At 64.1% G+C, this 17,338-nt stretch carries 19 protein-coding genes; 6 read left to right on the top strand and 13 right to left on the bottom strand.

The genetic code is table 11. From position 1 onward, the window contains the following. Window positions 1–47 precede the first annotated feature (47 nt). The 6 genes from AC3A4H_RS22240 to AC3A4H_RS22215 all read left to right on the top strand — a co-directional run bounded on the left by AC3A4H_RS22240 (window position 48) and on the right by AC3A4H_RS22215 (window position 5,954). On the top strand, window positions 48–1,916 hold the full coding sequence (locus tag AC3A4H_RS22240) for an ABC transporter ATP-binding protein (protein ID WP_487768661.1): 1,869 nt from the start codon (window positions 48–50) through the stop codon (window positions 1,914–1,916). 10 nt (window positions 1,917–1,926) lie between these two features. Continuing rightward, complete coding sequence (locus AC3A4H_RS22235; RefSeq protein WP_487768660.1) at window positions 1,927–2,235, top strand: DUF6665 family protein; 309 nt, start codon at window positions 1,927–1,929, stop codon at window positions 2,233–2,235. 288 nt (window positions 2,236–2,523) lie between these two features. Next, on the top strand, window positions 2,524–3,087 hold the full coding sequence (gene petA, locus AC3A4H_RS22230; protein ID WP_348777675.1) for a ubiquinol-cytochrome c reductase iron-sulfur subunit: 564 nt from the start codon (window positions 2,524–2,526) through the stop codon (window positions 3,085–3,087). A gap of 21 nt (window positions 3,088–3,108) precedes the next feature. Beyond that, on the top strand, window positions 3,109–4,413 hold the full coding sequence (locus tag AC3A4H_RS22225; RefSeq protein ID WP_348777674.1) for a cytochrome b: 1,305 nt from the start codon (window positions 3,109–3,111) through the stop codon (window positions 4,411–4,413). A 26-nt stretch (window positions 4,414–4,439) separates the two neighbouring features. Next, window positions 4,440–5,303: a cytochrome c1 gene (locus tag AC3A4H_RS22220; RefSeq protein WP_487768659.1), complete on the top strand. Its 864-nt coding sequence runs from the start codon at window positions 4,440–4,442 to the stop codon at window positions 5,301–5,303. Window positions 5,304–5,408: 105 nt separating this feature from the next. Further along, entirely contained in the window at window positions 5,409–5,954 is a 546-nt protein-coding gene (locus AC3A4H_RS22215) for an adenine phosphoribosyltransferase (protein WP_487768658.1), read from the top strand. 215 nt (window positions 5,955–6,169) lie between these two features. Here the strand turns inward: AC3A4H_RS22215 and AC3A4H_RS22210 are convergent, their stop codons facing one another. The 13 genes from AC3A4H_RS22210 to pgeF form a co-directional block, all read right to left on the bottom strand. Further along, window positions 6,170–6,637, bottom strand: coding sequence for a MaoC family dehydratase (locus tag AC3A4H_RS22210; RefSeq protein WP_487768657.1), 468 nt, complete (start codon window positions 6,635–6,637; stop codon window positions 6,170–6,172). Further along, window positions 6,634–7,095: a MaoC family dehydratase gene (locus AC3A4H_RS22205; RefSeq protein ID WP_487768656.1), complete on the bottom strand. Its 462-nt coding sequence runs from the start codon at window positions 7,093–7,095 to the stop codon at window positions 6,634–6,636. Before AC3A4H_RS22205 ends, AC3A4H_RS22210 begins: the two co-directional genes overlap by 4 nt. 93 nt (window positions 7,096–7,188) lie before the next feature. After that, window positions 7,189–8,160 (bottom strand): magnesium/cobalt transporter CorA, encoded by a 972-nt coding sequence (corA, locus tag AC3A4H_RS22200; RefSeq protein ID WP_487768655.1) that lies wholly within the window; start codon window positions 8,158–8,160, stop codon window positions 7,189–7,191. 123 nt (window positions 8,161–8,283) lie between these two features. Beyond that, on the bottom strand, window positions 8,284–9,387 hold the full coding sequence (gene ychF / locus AC3A4H_RS22195) for a redox-regulated ATPase YchF (protein WP_487768654.1): 1,104 nt from the start codon (window positions 9,385–9,387) through the stop codon (window positions 8,284–8,286). A 12-nt stretch (window positions 9,388–9,399) separates the two neighbouring features. After that, window positions 9,400–9,849 carry a PIN domain-containing protein gene (locus tag AC3A4H_RS22190; RefSeq protein ID WP_487768653.1) on the bottom strand — a complete coding sequence of 150 codons (450 nt, stop codon included), beginning with the start codon at window positions 9,847–9,849 and terminating at the stop codon, window positions 9,400–9,402. Further along, window positions 9,836–10,078 carry a hypothetical protein gene (locus AC3A4H_RS22185; protein WP_487768652.1) on the bottom strand — a complete coding sequence of 81 codons (243 nt, stop codon included), beginning with the start codon at window positions 10,076–10,078 and terminating at the stop codon, window positions 9,836–9,838. Before AC3A4H_RS22185 ends, AC3A4H_RS22190 begins: the two co-directional genes overlap by 14 nt. A gap of 91 nt (window positions 10,079–10,169) precedes the next feature. Next, window positions 10,170–10,898, bottom strand: coding sequence for an aminoacyl-tRNA hydrolase (gene pth / locus AC3A4H_RS22180; protein WP_487768651.1), 729 nt, complete (start codon window positions 10,896–10,898; stop codon window positions 10,170–10,172). 26 nt (window positions 10,899–10,924) lie between these two features. Then, window positions 10,925–11,554, bottom strand: a complete 630-nt coding sequence (locus tag AC3A4H_RS22175; protein ID WP_487768650.1) for a 50S ribosomal protein L25/general stress protein Ctc — start codon at window positions 11,552–11,554, stop codon at window positions 10,925–10,927. A 186-nt stretch (window positions 11,555–11,740) separates the two neighbouring features. Beyond that, window positions 11,741–13,525, bottom strand: coding sequence for a DEAD/DEAH box helicase (locus AC3A4H_RS22170; protein ID WP_487768649.1), 1,785 nt, complete (start codon window positions 13,523–13,525; stop codon window positions 11,741–11,743). A gap of 216 nt (window positions 13,526–13,741) precedes the next feature. After that, window positions 13,742–14,677 (bottom strand): ribose-phosphate pyrophosphokinase, encoded by a 936-nt coding sequence (locus AC3A4H_RS22165; protein ID WP_348777662.1) that lies wholly within the window; start codon window positions 14,675–14,677, stop codon window positions 13,742–13,744. A 113-nt stretch (window positions 14,678–14,790) separates the two neighbouring features. Continuing rightward, the gene (locus AC3A4H_RS22160) at window positions 14,791–15,297 is read right to left on the bottom strand and encodes a hypothetical protein (RefSeq protein WP_487768648.1); all 507 of its coding nucleotides are present in this window, start codon (window positions 15,295–15,297) and stop codon (window positions 14,791–14,793) included. Window positions 15,298–15,343: 46 nt separating this feature from the next. Continuing rightward, window positions 15,344–16,495 (bottom strand): M24 family metallopeptidase, encoded by a 1,152-nt coding sequence (locus tag AC3A4H_RS22155; protein WP_487768647.1) that lies wholly within the window; start codon window positions 16,493–16,495, stop codon window positions 15,344–15,346. Then, the gene (gene pgeF, locus AC3A4H_RS22150) at window positions 16,495–17,289 is read right to left on the bottom strand and encodes a peptidoglycan editing factor PgeF (protein WP_487768646.1); all 795 of its coding nucleotides are present in this window, start codon (window positions 17,287–17,289) and stop codon (window positions 16,495–16,497) included. The genes AC3A4H_RS22155 and pgeF overlap by 1 nt, the downstream gene beginning before the upstream one ends. Window positions 17,290–17,338 lie beyond the last annotated feature (49 nt).

The following is a 17,338-nucleotide window of genomic DNA, read 5'->3' as shown; positions in this document are numbered from 1 at the left end:
CGCGGCATGCACCCGGCGCCGCTTGCGGGGCGGCAAGGCCGGCTTGAATGAAGGAGAACGGGTTGCGCGAGAAGCTGTGGCAACGGGTCGAGGGTTGGATCGACCCGTTTCAGGATACGGACCGCGAGGTCCTGCCCAGCAGCGCCTGGCGCTTCATCCTCTATTTCGCCATGCAGGCGAAGGGGCCGCTGCTGTTGCTTCTGATCGTCGGCGGCCTGGCCGGCGCCGTGGACGCGGCGCTCTACTGGTCGATCGGCTGGCTGATCGACATTCTCGATTCCTCTTCCCCGCAGCGGCTTCTGGCCGACCATTGGCCGCAGCTTGCCGGCCTGTTGCTGCTGCTCGTGGTGGTGCGGACCGCGGTGATGGTGGCCTCGGGCGTGGCCGAGCAGCAGGTGATCGTGCCGGGCTTCTTCTCCATGGTGCGCTGGCAATCCTTCCGCCGCGTCATCGAGCAGCCCTACGGCTTCTACCAGAACGATTTCGCCGGCCGCATCGCCACCAAGATCATGCAGGGCGGCGAGGCGGTGGGCGACTTCATCGTCAACGTGCTGCAGACGATGTGGTCCTTCCTGACCTTCGTGGTGCTGACCACCACGATCCTGATGACGCTGGACCCGTGGATGGGTGTGGTGATCATCGTCTGGTTCGCGGCCTATGTGGCGATCGTGCGCTTCCTGCTGCCGGAGATGCGACAGGCCGGGCGGGCAGCGGCGGACCAGCGCTCCATCTTCAACGGCCGCATGGTCGACGCCTTCACCAACATCGTCGCTGTAAAACTCTATGACAGCGGCCGGCGCGAGCATGCCTTCGTGCGCGAGGGCATGGAGACGCTTTATCGAGCCGTCATCCGGCTCACGCGGGCGATCACCACGGTGCGCGCGGCGGTGGCTATGACCAATGGCGTCATGATGGCCTCCATCGCCGCGCTCTGCATCTATAAATGGACCGGTGGCGGCATCACCTCGGGCGCAATCGCATCCGCACTCGGGCTTGTCTTCCGGCTCAACCAGATGTCGGGCTGGATGATGTTCAACATCAACGGGCTGATCCGCTCCTATGCCACGATCCAGGATGCGACAGGCACCATCTCGGTGAGGCCGGCGATCCGCGACGCGGCCGATGCAATCGCAATGCCGCGCGCCAAGGGCGACATCCGCTTCGAGAACGTTTCGTTCCACTACGGTGCGGACGAGGGGATCATCGACGATCTGAACCTGCATATCCGGCCCGGCGAGCGCGTAGCGCTGGTGGGGCCTTCGGGTGCCGGCAAGACCACAATGGTCAACCTGCTGTTGCGCCTGTTCGATGTCGAGAAGGGGCGCATATTGGTGGATGGCCACGACGTGCGCGAGGTGACGCAGGCTTCGCTGCGCGCGCAGTTCGGCGTGGTCAGCCAGGAGGCGATGCTGATGCACCGCTCCATCCGCGACAATATCGGCTACGGCAGGGAAGGGGCCACCCAGGCCGAGATCGAGGACGCGGCGGAAAGGGCGGCCGCGCATGATTTCATCACCGGCGTTTCCGACCTCAAGGACCGGCGCGGCTATGACGCCCATGTGGGTGAGCGTGGGGTGAAGCTTTCCGGCGGCCAGCGCCAGCGCGTGGCGATTGCGCGGATGATGCTGAAGGACGCGCCGATCCTGGTTCTGGACGAGGCCACTTCGGCGCTCGATTCGGAAGTGGAGGCGGCGATCCAGGACAATCTCTACCGCATGATGGAGGGCAAGACGGTGATCGCCATTGCGCACCGGCTTTCCACCATCGCAGCGCTCGACCGACTGATCGTCATCGATGGCGGCAAGATCGTGGAGGAGGGGACGCACGAGCAACTGCTGGCGCGCGGGGGACTCTATGCGCAGCTCTGGAAGCGCCAGTCGGGCGGTTTCCTGGGCGACCGGGTGGCCGCGGAATAGGACGCCGTCCATGGCACTGCGCCCGCCCAAGCGACTTTCGACCGCGCAGGATCCCGGGCCGAATGTGCTGGACATCGAGTTGTTGGCCGAAATGGCCGTTTCGCTCGGTCGCGCCGGCCGGCGCGCCGAAGAGGCGCTGGAGCGGCTGCGCGAGCACAAGGGCGACGCAGAGGAACGCGCCCGACTGCTCAAGGCCGCGGCCGAATCGGTGCAGGCATATTTCATCCAGCGCGAGCTGTGCGGCCTGCGCCGCCACGATGATGCGATCCGCGACTATGCGATTCCGCGGGAGGTTCTGGTGCGGCTCGGCGCCTCCTGAGGCCGGGTCCACATGAAGGAACAATGCCGGCGAAAACCGGGCTCGCGGGCCCGCCGCGAAGCTAGAAAGTGCGGATTTTCGCCCTCCCCACAGGCTTTTCACAGCCACCCGCGACAATCTGCCCTCTCCCCGTTGTCCTGTCTGGACAAGAGCGGGGTTCACGCATAAACCGATTTCGAATGCCGGAGGACTTCGTCAGCCTGTTCCGCTGTGCGGGCCGGGCTGTCGACAATGAGCGGGGGACAGGCTCTGCCGCCGGTGAGGGTAAGGCGAAAGGATCATATTCCCGTGAGCGCAAACGATACGATCGACCCAACCCGTCGTGACTTTCTCTATGTGGCGACCGGCATGGCCGGTGTCGTGGGTGCGGCGGCTGTCGCCTGGCCCTTTATCGACCAGATGCGTCCCGATGCATCGACGCTTGCCGCGTCGTCCATCGAGGTTGACGTGTCTTCGCTGACGCCGGGCATGTCTCTGACGGTCAAGTGGCGCGGCAAGCCGGTGTTCATCCGCAACCGCACGCCGGAAGAAATCAAGGCCGCGCAGGATGTGCCGCTTGGCGAGCTGAAGGACCCGGTGGCGCGCAACGCCAACCTTCCTTCCGACGCGAAGGCGACCGACGTGGACCGTTCGGCCGGCAAGGAAAAGGAAAACTGGCTGGTCATGGTCGGCGTGTGCACCCATCTGGGCTGCGTGCCGCTCGGCCAGCAGGGCGATTTCGGCGGCTGGTTCTGCCCGTGCCACGGATCGCACTACGACACGGCCGGCCGCATCCGCAAGGGTCCGGCGCCGGAGAACATGGCTGTGCCGGTGTTCTCGTTTATTTCCGACACCACCATCCGCATCGGCTGATGGCATAAGGGGCTTATTTCCATGAGCGGTGGACACTCGACATATTCGCCTAAGACAGGCATCGGACGCTGGGTTGATGCGCGCATGCCCTTGCCGCGCCTCGTTCACGATTCCTTCGTTTCCTATCCGGTTCCGCGCAACCTGAACTACGCCTACACCTTCGGCGGCATTCTTTCGCTGATGCTGGCGGCGCAGATCCTCACCGGCATCGTGCTGGCCATGCACTACGTGTCCGACACGACGCTTGCGTTCCAGTCGGTCGAAAAGATCATGCGCGACGTGAACTCGGGCTGGCTGCTGCGCTATCTGCACGCCAATGGCGCCTCGATGTTCTTCATCGCCGTCTATGTGCACATCATGCGCGGCCTCTATTACGGTTCCTACAAGGCTCCGCGCGAGCTGCTGTGGATCCTCGGCTGCATCATCTATCTGCTGATGATGGCCACGGGCTTCATGGGCTACGTGCTGCCGTGGGGCCAGATGAGCTTCTGGGGCGCGACCGTGATCACCGGTTTCTTCACCGCCATTCCGCTGGTGGGTGACTGGATCCAGCAGTTGCTGCTCGGCGGCTTCGCCGTGGACAACCCGACGCTGAACCGCTTCTTCGCGCTGCACTACCTGCTGCCGTTCATGATCGCCGGCGTCGTGGTGCTGCACGTCTGGGCGCTGCACGTGGTTGGCCAGACCAACCCGACCGGCATCGAGGTGAAGTCGAAGACCGACGTTGTTCCGTTCACGCCCTATGCGACCATCAAGGACGCTTTCGGCATGATCGTGTTCCTGCTCGTGTTCGCCTACTTCGTCTTCTATATCCCGAACTATCTGGGTCACCCGGACAACTACATCCAGGCGAACTCGCTGAAGACGCCGGCCCACATCGTGCCTGAATGGTATTACCTGCCGTTCTACGCGATCCTGCGCGCCATCACCTTCAACATCGGCCCGATCGACTCCAAGCTCGGCGGCGTGCTGGCCATGTTCGGCTCGATCGCGGTGCTGTTCTTCGTGCCGTGGCTCGACACCTCGAAGGTTCGCTCGGCGGCCTATCGCCCCTGGTACAAGCTCTTCTTCTGGATCTTCGTTGCCAACGCCATCTTCCTTGGCTGGCTCGGCTCGCGTCCGGCGGAAGGCGTCTATGTGGCACTGGCCCAGGCGTCGACCCTGTACTACTTCGCGTTCTTCCTGGTCATCATGCCGGTGCTCGGCCTGATCGAGACCCCTCGGCGCCTGCCGAACTCGATCACCGAAGCCGTGCTCGAGAAGAACAAGGGCGGTGCTTCGGTTCACCCCGCAGGTGCGACCGCATCGCCGGAAACCAAAGGCTAAGCGAGAATCTTGAGAGGGATATCCGCATGAAGAAGATTCTCAACGGATTGGCTGCTTTCGGTCTGGTCATGGCCGGCACGTTCGGTGCCGCCCTCGCCGCCGAGGAAGCTCACAACGCGGCAGAGCCGACCCACTTCCCGATCATGAAGCCGACGCAGGAGAAGTGGACCTTCTCCGGTCCGTTCGGCCAGTACGACAAGGCCCAGCTGCAGCGCGGCCTGAAGGTCTACAAGGAAGTCTGCTCGGCCTGTCACTCGATGAACCTGGTCGCGTTCCGCACGCTGCAGGATCTGGGATACACCGAGGCACAGGTGAAAGCCTTCGCCGCCGAATACGAGGTCCAGGACGGCCCGAACGCGGATGGCGAGATGTTCACCCGCAAGGCCACGCCGAACGACCACTTCCCGTCGCCGTTCGCGAACGAGGCCGCTGCGGCTGCTGCCAACAACGGTGCCGCGCCGCCGGACTTCTCGCTCATCGCCAAGGCGCGCGGCGTGGAGCGTGGCTTCCCGACCTTTGTCTTCGACATCTTCACCCAGTATGCCGAAGGCGGTCCGGACTACATCCACGCGCTGCTCACGGGCTACGACCACGAGCCGCCGGCGGGCATGGAAATTGCCGAAGGCACGCACTACAACCCGTTCTTCATCGGCGGCAAGTCGCTGGCCATGGCCAAGCCGATCTCCGACGACCAGGTGACCTACGACGACGGCTCGCCCCAGACCGTGGATCAGTATTCGCGTGACGTATCGGCCTTCCTGATGTGGGCTGCCGAGCCGCACCTGGAGGCGCGCAAGCGGACCGGTTTCCAGGTCATGGTGTTCCTGCTGCTGTTCGGCGCTCTGGTCTATGTGACCAAGCGCAAGGTCTGGGCCAACGTCGCGCACTGACCATGAATGGCCGCTGCGGCGGATTGTTTGAGAAGGGCGCCGCGGCGCCCTTTTCTTTTGACGCGGGCCGCTGCAAAACTAGCTGGTAACGGAAAAAAACGCCCCATGAAGCCTTCCCTCGAAGACACGCTGCTTTCAGCGATCCGCAACATTCCGGACTATCCGAGGCCCGGTGTGATGTTCCGCGATATCACCACGTTGCTGGGCAATGCGCGCGCCTTCCGGCGGGCCATCGACGAGCTGGTGCATCCCTTCGCCGGCTCCAAGATCGACAAGATCGCCGGTATCGAGGCGCGCGGCTTCATCCTCGGCGGGGCGATCGCCCACCAGCTTTCGGCCGGCTTCGTGCCGATCCGCAAGAAAGGCAAGCTGCCGCACGAGACCGTGAGCATCGCCTACAGCCTCGAATACGGGCTGGACGAGATGGAGATGCACAAGGATGCCGTGCAGCCGGGCGAGAAGGTGATCCTTGTGGACGACCTGATCGCCACCGGCGGCACCGCGGAAGGCGCTGCAAAGCTGCTGCGCCAGATGGGGGCGGAGATCGTCGCGGCCTGCTTTATCATCGACCTGCCCGAACTGGGCGGCCGCGCCAAGCTGGAAGCGCTGGACGTGCCAGTGCATACGCTGATCGCCTTCGAGGGGCATTGAAGCGAACGGGAAGCCGGATGTGCCGCTTCCCTGGCCGGCGGCGTCCCATTCGTAGGCCGCACGGACGCAATCCTGGCCAGAATGGTCGGTTACGAATTCCAAGCCGCTTGCAGCTGAGTTTGCCCCGCCGGCCTCTTCACAGCCACCAGGGGGGCCGGGAGCGGGTGAGCGGCATATGGCTGGCCCGCCGCCATTGAGAGCGGCTAGAGGTGCGGTTAGTCGGCCTTGACCAGCACCGCGCTTTCGAATTCCAGCACCTTGTCGCCGGTGGCATCGAAGGCTTCCGCCCGCAGCGTCAGCAATCGCCAGCCGGGGCGGCTGGCGATGGGCCGGTGGCTCAGCCCCGTGCGCGTGAAGGTGATGGTTTCGCCGGCATAGACCGGCTTCAGCCATTTCAGGTTCTTGAAGCCGGGCGAGGGGCCGAATTCAGGCGCGGGGCCGGGGCCCGGCCAGTGCTTTCCGCCTTCCTCCTGCTGAGCAAGGTTGTAGCGCATCCACGTTGCCGTGGTGTGCCAGCCCGAAGCGCAGAGGCGGCCGAAGACGCTGCCGCGCGCCTTCTCCTCATCGAGGTGGAAGGGCTGCGGGTCGTATTTCGCCGCGAATGTCTTGATGGCCTCGGCCGTGAAGGTGTGCGAGCCGAGCGTGACGGTGACGCCGATGTCGAAGAACTCGTCGAGCGTCATGCCGCGCCCTCGCGTGTCAGGAACATGCCGGTGTTTTCCAGTTCAAACACTGCCTCGCCCTTCTGGTTGAAGAGCTCGTGGCGGCAGGTGACGAAGCCGAGCTGAGGCCGCGTTTTGGACAGGCGCTTGCCGACCACTGTGCTGCGGCCGGTCAGCGTGTCGCCGGCGAGCACGGGCTTTTTCCAGCGTACATATTCGATCCCGGGAGCGCCCTGGGAGGTGGAGTCGAGCAGGAAGGCATCGCACATCATCCGCATGAACATCGCGCATGTGTGCCAGCCTGAGGCCGAAAGACCGCCTAGTATGCTGGCCTTGCCGGCCTCCTCGTCCAGATGCATGGGCTGGGCGTCGAACTCGCTGGCAAATTCGATGATTTCGGCGGCCGTGACCTGCTTGGAGCCGAGGGTGATCGAGGCGCCTTCCGCAAAATCCTCATAGGCCCATTTCTTGCCGTTCATGCCAGAATCCTGTTCACGCTTGAACTTCTATTGTGGCCGCTGCATCCGCCCCAGGCAAGGCGCTGGCGGGGAGCCACAGGGCGCTACCGATTGCTACAGCCAGCCACGCCGCTTGAAGTAGAGGTACGGCAGCACGGCCGACAGCACCATCAGGAACAAGGCGAAGGGATAGCCGAAGCTCCATTTCAGCTCGGGCATGATGTCGAAGTTCATGCCGTAGATGGAGGCGACGACCGTGGGCGGCAGGAAGATTACCGCTGCCACGGAAAAGATCTTGATGATGGCGCTCTGCTCGATGTTGACCATGCCGAGCGTGGCGTCGAGCAGGAACACGATCTTGTTGGACAGGAACGAGGCGTGATCGGTGAGCGAGGCGACGTCGCGCGACAGGGTCTTGGTGCGGGCGCGCAGGTCCTTGTTCTTGCTCTGCAACATGACGTTGCCCAGGAAGCCCGACAGGCGCTGCAGGGTCATCAGGCTTTCGCGGATGCTGGAGGTCAGTTCCTCCTTGCGGCCGATGGTCTGGAACACCTTGCGGAAGTCGCGGTCGCGCTTGGACGGTTTGTCGGAACTCGGCTGGAAGATGCTGCGCGAGATGCCGTCAATGTCGTGGCCGATACGTTCCAGGACGTCCGCGAGGCGGTCCACGATCGCCTCCAGCAGGTTGATCAGTATGGCTTCGCCTGTGGTGCAGCCCATGGCGCTCTTCTCGGCGCGCATGGGAAAGGTGAGGAAAGCGCGCGGCTCGTGATAGCGTACCGTGACGAGCCTGTTGCCCGCGAGCACGAAGGTGACCGGCGACATCAAGGGGTGCTCGCCATCGGTCTGGGCGGGCAGCGTCGCGGTCATGAAGATGGCGCCGTCCTCTGTATAGAGGCGCGACGAAATCTCGATCTCTTCCATCTCCTCGCGGGTGGGAACGCTGACGCCGAGCATCTGTTCGATGGCGATCTCCTCCTCCCTGGTGGGGGAGAGGAGGTCGGCCCACACGACGGCAGCCTTGTGATGCTCCAGATCGTCCACCGTGCGCAGCCGGTCGCCGTCGACCACATATGCCTTGATCATCGTCGCTTCTCCGTGATCGAGGAGGGGATGCGCCGGAGGCGCGAAGAGTTCCTATCGCGCTTACCGGCAGCGACTCGGTGCGTCAAGAATGCCGGCCGGAGATGAAGGAGCCGTGTCGCCCGGTCAGGTGTTGAACTTGAACAGCAGCACGTCGCCGTCCTGCACGACGTATTCCTTGCCTTCGTCGCGCGCCTTGCCGGCTTCCTTGGCCGCGACTTCGCCGCCCAGGGTGACGTAGTCGTTGTAGGAAATGGTCTGGGCGCGGATGAAGCCGCGTTCGAAGTCGGTATGGATGACGCCGGCCGCCTGCGGGGCCTTGGTGCCCTTCTGGATGGTCCAGGCGCGGGTTTCCTTGGGGCCGGCGGTGAAATAGGTGATGAGCTGCAGGAGCTCGTAGCCGGCACGGATGAGCTTGTCGAGGCCGGGCTCGTCCAGGCCGAGTGCGTCAAGGAACTCCTTGGCTTCCTCGTCGGGGAGCTGGGCGACCTCGGATTCGATTGCGGCCGAGATGATGACGGTGCGCGCGCCCTGGGCTGCGGCCATCTTTTCTACGGCGGCCGTGTGCTCGTTGCCGGTCGCGGCCTCGCTTTCGGCAACGTTGCAGACATAGAGGACCGGATGCGAGGTGAGCAGGTTCAGGCCGCGCAGGATGGCAAGGTCTTCCGCCGCGATGCCGTTGAGCAGCATCCGCGCCGGCTTGCCGTCCTGCAGCAGCGCCAGCGCCTGCTCCATCATCGGCAGGACGGTCATTGCTTCCTTGTCCTTGCCGGTCGCGCGCTTGCGGATCTGGGCGATGCGGCGCTCGAGGCTTTCCAGGTCGGCGAGCATCAGCTCGGTTTCGACGGTCTCGGCATCGGCCACGGGGTCGATGCGGCCCTCGACATGGGTGATGTCGTCATTCTCGAAGCAGCGCAGCACGTGCACGATGGCGTCGACCTCGCGGATGTTGGCGAGGAACTGGTTGCCCAGGCCTTCGCCCTTGGAGGCGCCGCGCACCAGGCCAGCAATGTCGACGAAGGAAATGCGGGTGGGGATGATCTCCTTGGACTTGGTGGCCTCGGCAATCTTCTTCAGGCGCGCGTCCGGTACGGCCACCTCGCCGGTGTTCGGCTCAATGGTGCAGAAGGGATAGTTGGCGGCCTGCGCCGCCGCGGTGCGCGTCAGGGCGTTGAAGAGCGTGGACTTGCCGACGTTGGGCAGCCCAACGATACCGCATTTGAAACCCATGGTGATCTAGCCTTATCGAGAAGCGAAAACTTGCTGAGGGCTATGGGCGAAAGGGTCGACTATCGTCAAGCCTTCGATGGCCTGCCTGTCCTGCAAATCCTCGGAGAGGAAGAATTCGCAGCCGCGCTCTAGCGCGGAAGCAAGGAGAAGGCAGTCCCACCAGGAGTAGCCGGTCTGCAGCCGGATGCGCCGGGCCGTGATCACGGTTTGCTGATCGACGGGGCTGTCGCCCAGCGCGCGGAGCTCATCCACCTGTGCGAAAACCTCTTGCGCCGAGAGATCGCCTCGCTTGCGAAGCATGACGTTGGTGACTTCGTTCAAGACTTGCAGGTTCGTGCAGGCCAAATTGCGCCCCGCAGCCTCTCGCAGCCAATCGAGTGCTGATTGCGCCTTTTCCGACAGTTTCAGATCGCGGGTATAGAGGAGGACATTGCTATCTACGAAAACCCTAGCGCCGGGCATTGCGTTCCTCGGCCGTGGGCATCCTTCCGTTTTCTGAAATATCCAGCTTGGGGCCCGCGAAAAAGCGCTCAAGGGCCTCCAGTTGCGGGTTCCTGGTCTCCGCCTTTGCCGTGAGGGCCGATTCAACGATGTCCGCGATGAATTCCGACGTGCTTACGCCAGCCTTGGCAGCTTCCGCTTCGGTGAGCTGCAAGAGCTTCTCGTCCAGGGTGATCGTCACGTTTTTCATGGTTGCCTCGTGCCACGAAACGCGAAAGTCCTTTAAGGATAGGCTCGACCACGGGGACATGCAAGGAAGGGCGCGCCCGGCTCACGCAGGCTCATTCCTTGTGGAAAAGCTTCTTCAGCATGGCGGCCATCGGGCCGGTTTCGGGTGCCTTCACGGCCGGCGCCTGCTGGCGCGCCTGGCGGATGTGGCTTTGGGCCTTGGCGGGCTTCTGCTTCGGGGGAGGGGTGTCGTCCTCGCCGGTCGGCTGCAGCTTGTCGCGCAGCGCCAGCGTTACGCGGTTCATGAAGCCGCTGTCGTCGCCCTTGGCGACCAGGTCGGAACTATCCGCGATGGCCTCCAGCAGCGCTTCCAGCCACTCCTTGTCGGCTTTGGCGAAATCGCCCAGCACGTGGCCGTGCACCATTTCCTTGACGCCGGGGTGGCCGATGCCGATGCGCACGCGGCGATATTCCTTGCCGCAATGCTGGTCGATGGAGCGGATGCCGTTGTGGCCGCCTGCGCCGCCGCCGGTCTTCACCCGCACCTTGCCGGCGGCAAGATCGAGCTCGTCGTAGAAGACGGTGAGGTCGGCAGGGGACAGCTTGTAGAAGCGCATGGCCTCGCCGACCGACTGGCCGGAAAGGTTCATGAAGGTCTGTGGCTTCAGAAGGATGACTTTTTCGCCGCCGATCTTGCCTTCGGCGACCTGGCCCTGGAATTTTTTCGTCCAGGGCGAAAAATCATGGCGGCGGGCAATGGCCTCCGCCGCCATGAAGCCGACATTGTGCCGGTTGTTGGCATACTGCGCGCCCGGATTGCCGAGACCTGCAAAAAGCAGCATCGCTGCGACCCTCCAGGCGCTGAGTATTATTCCTCGGTCGCGGCTTCGGCTTCGCCTTCGGCCGCAGCAGCACCTTCCTCGCTCTTGAGGCCGGCCGGAGCGGCAACGGTGGCGATGGTGAAGTCGCGGTCGGCGATGACCGGCTTGGTGCCCTTCGGCAGCTTCACGGCCGAGATGTGGATGGAGTCGTTGATCTCAAGACCGGTGAGGTCGATCTCGATGAACTCCGGAATCGCGTCGGCCGCGCAGTGGAGCTCCACTTCGTGACGCACGATGTTGAGCACGCCGCCGCGCTTGATGCCAGGCGCCTTCTCTTCGTTGATGAAGCGCACGGGCACGTTGACGTTGACTTCGGTGTGCTTGCTGACGCGCAGGAAGTCCACGTGCATCGGGAAGTCACGCACCGGATCGAGCTGGTAGTCCTTGGGCAGGACCTTGATCTTCTGGCCGTCGACGTCGATCGTGGTCACGGTGGTCATGAAGCCGCCGCCGTGAATCTTGTAGAAGATTTCCTTGTAGGGCACGGTGATGGCCAGCGGGGGCTGCTTATCACCGTAGATAACTGCAGGTATCTTGCCGTTGCGGCGAAGTTCCCGGGCGGACCCCTTACCGACCCGTTCGCGTGCCTCGGCCTTGAGCTCGTAAGTATCGCTCATGGCATTTCCTTTCTTGTTGATTGGAGCGCCTGAGAGGGCAAAAGCCAATCTCAAGCGTTGAAAGCGACCGTCGGCCGCCCCCATCCGCGCTGCCTCCAAGGGTGTCTACGCGGGTGGCGGCTCTATAGCGGAAGGTGCCCGCAAGCGCAAGGTTTTGACGCCGGAATGCGGGCCCGCATCGCGCCTTCAGTCCGATGTTTTCTTGGAAAACTTCTTCTTGGGCTTCTTGTGCGCCGGCCCGCCGTCAGGCTTGCCGGGCTTGGTCTTCGGCTTGGGCTTGAACTTGCCCTTCTTTTCGCTGTTCCAGGCAGGCGCCGCGGCCTCGCGGGCCGGCTTTTCGCGGGGCGGCGCCTTGCCTTCCATGCGCTGGATGGTGACGCCCTTTTCGCCAGTGCCGGTTTCCTTCACCGAGGCCCAGAAGGCGTCGGCCTTGTCGCCGGCGATTTCGAAATTGCTGTCGGTGTCGTTGATCTTGATCGAGCCGACCGCGCGCTTGGTGATGTGACCGGCTTTGCAGATCAGCGGCAGAAGCCAGCGCGGCTCGGCGCGGTGCTTGCGGCCGACCGTGACGCGGAACCAGACGCCGTTGTCGAAGTCGCTGCGGTCGCGGGGAGCTTCGTCGCGGGCCTCGCGGCGCGATGCGCGCTCGGCAAAGACCGGTGCTTCCATCAGGTCTTCAGGCGCTGGGCGGGCGGCAAGCTGCAGCCTGAGATAGGCGGCGGCGATGTTTTCGGCGCTGTGCGCTTCCATCAGCTCGCGCACGAAGGCGATCTCGTCCTCGCTCGGTGCAAGGCTCAGCGCCTGATCGTCAAGGATGCGCTGGCGGTTATGGTGCTCGATGTCGCTCGCCGTCGGCGCAGGCACGATGGTGGCGGTGAGCTTTGCCAGCTTCAGCACGCGATTGGCGGCGCCGCGCCGGTGCAGCGGCACGATCAGCGAGCAGATGCCCTTGCGGCCTGCGCGGCCGGTGCGGCCGCTGCGGTGCAGAAGCGTGTCGGGATTGGTCGGCAGATCGGCATGGATGACGAGGCCGAGATTGGGCAGGTCGATGCCGCGCGCGGCGACGTCGGTCGCCACGCAGACGCGGGCGCGGCCGTCGCGCATGGCCTGCAGCGCATTGGTGCGCTCGGCCTGGCTGAGCTCGCCCGACAGCGAGACCACCGCAAAGCCGCGGTTGGACAGGCGGCTGGAGAGGTGCTTCACCGCCTCGCGGGTGTGGCAGAAGATGATCGTGTTCTGCTGGTCGTGGAACAGCAGCGTGTTGATGATGGCGTTCTCGCGGTCGGCCGGCGCGACGAAGATCTGCTGGTAGTCGATGTCGCTGTGCTGGTCGCTCTCGCCCTGGGCGGTGATGCGGTGGGCGTCGCGCTGGAAGCGTTTTGCGAGTTGCGCGATCTGGTTGGGAACAGTAGCCGAAAACAGAAGCGTGCGGCGCTCGGCCGGTGCGGCGGCGAGGATGAATTCCAGATCGTCGCGGAAGCCGAGGTCAAGCATCTCGTCGGCCTCGTCGAGCACGACGGCGCGCAGCTCCGAAATGTCGAGCGAACCGCGGGTGATGTGATCGCGCAGGCGGCCGGGCGTGCCGACTACTATGTGGGCGCCATCGGCCAAGGCACGGCGCTCGCTGCGCATGTCCATGCCGCCGACGCAAGAGCCGATGCGGGCGCCGGTTTCACGGTAGAGCCACTCGAGCTCGCGGCGCACCTGCATGGCGAGCTCGCGCGTGGGTGCCACGATCAGCGCCAGCGGCAGGCCTGGGGCGCCGAGGCGTTCGCGGCCTTCAAGCAGGGTGGGGGCTATGGCGATGCCGAAGGCAACCGTCTTGCCCGAGCCGGTCTGCGCCGAGACCAGAAGGTCGGCTTCGCGCGCCTCCGGTTCCAGCATGGCGCGCTGCACGGGCGTCAGCGTCTCGTAGCCACGCGATGTGAGCGCGGCCGCCAGCGCAGGCGCCATCATGTCGAAATCGGTCATCAAACAGGCTTTCTCGGTCGGCGCGGCGGCGGCTGTTTCTCGTCAGCGGCAGGCAGCGCGGTTCATTTTGTTTAGGGGCTTTCCTAAAGCTTTGCCGTGAAAGCGGCAAGCTGTGGGCGGCTCGTTGCGGCAAAAACCGGCATGGCCCGACCCTGCGGAAAGCAAAAAGCGCCGCGTAGCCGAAGGGCACGCGGCGCTGCAGTCCATTGTGACGGGTCAGTCGAACAGGCTGGAGACGGACTCTTCCGAAGCCGTGCGCGAGATCGCCTCGCCGATGAGGTCACCGATGGAGATGGTGCGGATGTTGTGCGCGGCCTCTACCGCCGAAGTCGGCTGGATGGAATCGGTGATGACCAGTTCCTGCAGCTTCGAGCCGGTGATGCGCGCAGCAGCGCCGCCCGAAAGCACGCCGTGGGTGATGTAGGCGGTAACGCTGGTGGCGCCATTGGCCAACAGCGCGTCGGCCGCGTTGCACAGCGTGCCGCCGGAATCGACGATGTCGTCGATCAGCAGGCAGTCCTTGCCGCGCACGTCGCCGATGACGTTCATGACCTCGGATTCACCGGGGCGCTCGCGGCGCTTGTCGACGATGGCAAGCTGGGCATCGAGGCGCTTGGCCAGCGCGCGGGCGCGCACCACGCCGCCCACGTCCGGCGATACGACCATGACGTTGTTGAGCTGCTTGTACTTGGCCTTCACGTCGCGGGCCATGACCGGCACGGCGAACAGGTTGTCGGTGGGAATGTCGAAGAAGCCCTGGATCTGCCCGGCATGCAGGTCGAGCGTCAGCACGCGATTGGCGCCGGCATGGGCGATCATGTTGGCAACCAGCTTGGCCGAGATCGGGGTGCGGCCCGATGCGCGACGATCCTGGCGTGCATAGCCGAAATAGGGGATGACCGCCGTGATGCGCCGCGCAGACGAGCGCATGAAGGCATCGATCATGATGAGAAGTTCCATCAGGTGATCGTTGGTCGGGAAAGAGGTGGACTGGAGGATGAAGACGTCCTCGCCGCGCACATTTTCCTGGATCTCGACGAAGATCTCCTGGTCCGCGAAGCGACGGACGCTGGCTTTGCCGAGCGGGATATTGAGATAGCGGGCGACAGCTTCTGCCAGCACCCGGTTGGAATTGCCTGCGAAGAGTTTCATGCACCGTTCCTGGTGAAGGATTTCGGGAGGAGGAATTTAGCGGGCTTTTAGCGGGCTGTGCCGCTATTGCAAGCCGAGTCGCGGATTTTTGCCTAATATATCGCCGGCGGAGCCTAGCCAGTGTGGCCCGCCAGCCACGAGGAAAGCTGGTCGATGGTTGAGTCGGCTATGGTCTGCATGGCCGCCGGCGGAACCGTACTCCACCCGTCGCCGCCGGAAATCTGGACCTTCTGCTGCCCGTTGATGCGGTGCAGGCGCGTGCCTTCGGGATCGTAGACATCCCAGACATAGACCACCATGGTTTCCTTGCCTTCGGTCAGCGCCGAGAAATAGCCCTTCAGCACATGGGTCGCGGTGGGGTCGGCGGAGCCGGCCAGGCGAATGCCGCGCTCGCGGGCGCGAACGGCGAGCCTTTCGGTGAGCGGTGTGGCTGCTTCCACGCTGGCGCCGACGATGGGCGCGATCTGGATTCGTGCATTGGTGGAAATCGCACCCGTGGCCGCGCCCGACTGCTGGGCGGCGATGGCCGACGGCTCGAGAACGTCCTGCGTGCTGGTGCAGGCCGAAAGGGCTGCGGCGACGAAAAGCAGTGCCGTGATCCGGCCCGGCAATTGCTTCATCGTTTCAATTCTCCGCATCTGAAGGCTTCGCCGCATTGTGGCGGTTTCACTTCACGATCAAGTCGAGATCATGGCGAGAAAGCGGCCGTGGCTGCGTCTCGGTGGTGAGATAGGTGCGACCAAGCGTCATTGCGGTCTCGGTTTCTGAGTCCATGATGATCATGTGGGCAAACAGCGTCATGTCCGGCGCGATGGGCTCGGGATTGCCCTGGTAGAACATCGGCATGTCCATCCAGGATGGGGCAAAGCGCGCGCCGAGCGAATAGCCGCACGCGTTGAGACGATGCTTGGTCAGGCCATGCGCTTCCATGGTGCGGGCATGCGCCTCGAAGACATCGCCGAAGGTGTTGCCCGGCGTCATCGCCTTTTCCACCGCCAGCAGCGCGTCGCGGGCGGCGTCGAACAGTTCCTGATGCCGTCGCGAGACCTTGCCGGTCAGCACGGTGCGCATCATCGCGGCATGGTAATGATTGTAGACGCCGGCCCATTCCAGCGTGAGCTGGTCGTTCTTGTTGAGCTTGCGGCGGCCGGCCTTGTAGCGGCACAGCAGCGCATCGGCGCCCGACCCGATGATGAATTCGTTGGCCGGGTAGTCGCCGCCGCCCTCGAAGATGGCGCCCTGCATGGCGGCAAGGATGGCGCCTTCGTCGCCGCCCTGCTTGATGAGCGGCAGTGCCGCGTCGAGCGCGTCGTCGGCCAGTGCTGCGGCTTTTTCCACCTTCTGGATCTCCGCCGGGCTCTTGAACAGGCGCAGGCGCGAGACGATCCCCGAGGCATCGGCGATCTGGCCGAAGGTCTGCAGCAGATCGTCGAGGCGGCGGCCATTATAGGCGGTGAGGCCATGGGTGTCGTATTCCACGCCGATGCGCGCGCCCAAAAGGTCGAGATCGTTGAGCAGGTTGCGCAGGTCCAGCGCCGGGTTGGCGCCCTCGCGGTCGGTCCACAAAACGATGTTCTCGATGATCGAGGTGGCGCGGGCCTGGCGCAGGTCGGCCGAGCGGGTGAGCAGCACCATGGAGCCGTCGGCCTTCACGACCAGGCACTGGAAGAAGCAGAAGCCGAAGGTGTCGTAGCCGGTAAGCCAGTACATGCTCTCCTGCGCGAACAGCAGGATCGCATCCAGCTTCTTTTCCGCCATCTCGATAATCAGTCGGTCACGACGTGCGTCATATTCGGTGCGTTCGAAATGCAGCGCCATCAAATGTCCTCCAGAGCAATTGCTGAGATCTGCCGGCCGTAGTCCGCTTCCTTGCGGTGCGTCGAACGGCGGTAGGAATAGAAAACGTCTTCCTCCTCATAGGTGCAGCGGTTGAGGCATTCGGCGGCAACGCCGCATCTGCGCAACCGGTCCACCGTGTAGCTGTTGAGATCGAACATGGCGTGCCCGGCATTCTGCGAGGGCGCGAAATAGCGCTGGTTTTCCGCATCGGCCGCCAGGAAGCGTTCGACGAATTCCGGGCCGACCTCGTAGTTTTTCGGGCCGATGGAGGGGCCGAGCACGGCGACGATGCGCTCGCGCCGCGCGCCGAGCCCTTCCATGGTCGCGATGGTGTTTTCGAGCACGCCGCCGAAGGCGCCTTTCCAGCCGGCATGGGCGGCACCGATCACGCGCGCTTCTGCATCGGCGAACAGAACCGGGCCGCAATCGGCGGTCGAGGCGGCGATGGCGATGCCGGGACGGTCGGTGACGAGGGCATCGCCCCTGGGTCGCGGCCCGTTGAACGGCTCGCGCGCCACGATCACGTCGGCCGAGTGGATCTGGTGGGCGGTGAGCAGCGAATCGACATCGACGCCCATCCACTGGGCAACTCGGCGGCGGTTCTCGCGCACCCGCACCGGGTCGTCATCGGAGCCCGCGCCGATGTTGAGCCCGCGATAGATGCCTTCGGATACTCCACCAAGGCGCGTGAAGTAGCCGTGCCGGATGCCGCGGGCTTCAGCTTCGGCCAAGCGGGCAGAGCGGATTGGATTCAGCGTCGATCGATCTGACATGGCCCGCCTTGTTCTTCGCGAAGGCGGTTGCGTCAAGGCTGAAAATTTC

It is taken from the genome of Pseudaminobacter sp. Soil_N_29 (assembly GCF_057656055.1).
Note: the sequence above shows the minus strand (reverse complement) of the source record. Positions and strands in the feature narration are given on the sequence as shown.

Excerpts from the sequence above, each read along its gene's own strand:
- AC3A4H_RS22205 (WP_487768656.1), bottom strand. The coding sequence starts at position 7,095 with ATGAACGGCAAGAAATGGGCCTATGAGGATTTTGCGGAAGGCGCCTCG.
- pgeF (WP_487768646.1), bottom strand. The coding sequence starts at position 17,289 with ATGTCAGATCGATCGACGCTGAATCCAATCCGCTCTGCCCGCTTGGCC.
- AC3A4H_RS22170 (WP_487768649.1), bottom strand. The coding sequence starts at position 13,525 with ATGACCGATTTCGACATGATGGCGCCTGCGCTGGCGGCCGCGCTCACA.
- AC3A4H_RS22190 (WP_487768653.1), bottom strand. The coding sequence starts at position 9,849 with ATGCCCGGCGCTAGGGTTTTCGTAGATAGCAATGTCCTCCTCTATACC.
- AC3A4H_RS22160 (WP_487768648.1), bottom strand. The coding sequence starts at position 15,297 with ATGAAGCAATTGCCGGGCCGGATCACGGCACTGCTTTTCGTCGCCGCA.
- AC3A4H_RS22210 (WP_487768657.1), bottom strand. The coding sequence starts at position 6,637 with ATGACGCTCGACGAGTTCTTCGACATCGGCGTCACCGTCACGCTCGGC.
- corA (WP_487768655.1), bottom strand. The coding sequence starts at position 8,160 with ATGATCAAGGCATATGTGGTCGACGGCGACCGGCTGCGCACGGTGGAC.
- ychF (WP_487768654.1), bottom strand. The coding sequence starts at position 9,387 with ATGGGTTTCAAATGCGGTATCGTTGGGCTGCCCAACGTCGGCAAGTCC.
- AC3A4H_RS22215 (WP_487768658.1), top strand. The coding sequence starts at position 5,409 with ATGAAGCCTTCCCTCGAAGACACGCTGCTTTCAGCGATCCGCAACATT.
- AC3A4H_RS22175 (WP_487768650.1), bottom strand. The coding sequence starts at position 11,554 with ATGAGCGATACTTACGAGCTCAAGGCCGAGGCACGCGAACGGGTCGGT.
- AC3A4H_RS22240 (WP_487768661.1), top strand. The coding sequence starts at position 48 with ATGAAGGAGAACGGGTTGCGCGAGAAGCTGTGGCAACGGGTCGAGGGT.
- AC3A4H_RS22225 (WP_348777674.1), top strand. The coding sequence starts at position 3,109 with ATGAGCGGTGGACACTCGACATATTCGCCTAAGACAGGCATCGGACGC.
- AC3A4H_RS22165 (WP_348777662.1), bottom strand. The coding sequence starts at position 14,677 with ATGAAACTCTTCGCAGGCAATTCCAACCGGGTGCTGGCAGAAGCTGTC.
- AC3A4H_RS22185 (WP_487768652.1), bottom strand. The coding sequence starts at position 10,078 with ATGAAAAACGTGACGATCACCCTGGACGAGAAGCTCTTGCAGCTCACC.
- AC3A4H_RS22155 (WP_487768647.1), bottom strand. The coding sequence starts at position 16,495 with ATGGCGCTGCATTTCGAACGCACCGAATATGACGCACGTCGTGACCGA.
- AC3A4H_RS22220 (WP_487768659.1), top strand. The coding sequence starts at position 4,440 with ATGAAGAAGATTCTCAACGGATTGGCTGCTTTCGGTCTGGTCATGGCC.
- pth (WP_487768651.1), bottom strand. The coding sequence starts at position 10,898 with ATGCTGCTTTTTGCAGGTCTCGGCAATCCGGGCGCGCAGTATGCCAAC.
- AC3A4H_RS22235 (WP_487768660.1), top strand. The coding sequence starts at position 1,927 with ATGGCACTGCGCCCGCCCAAGCGACTTTCGACCGCGCAGGATCCCGGG.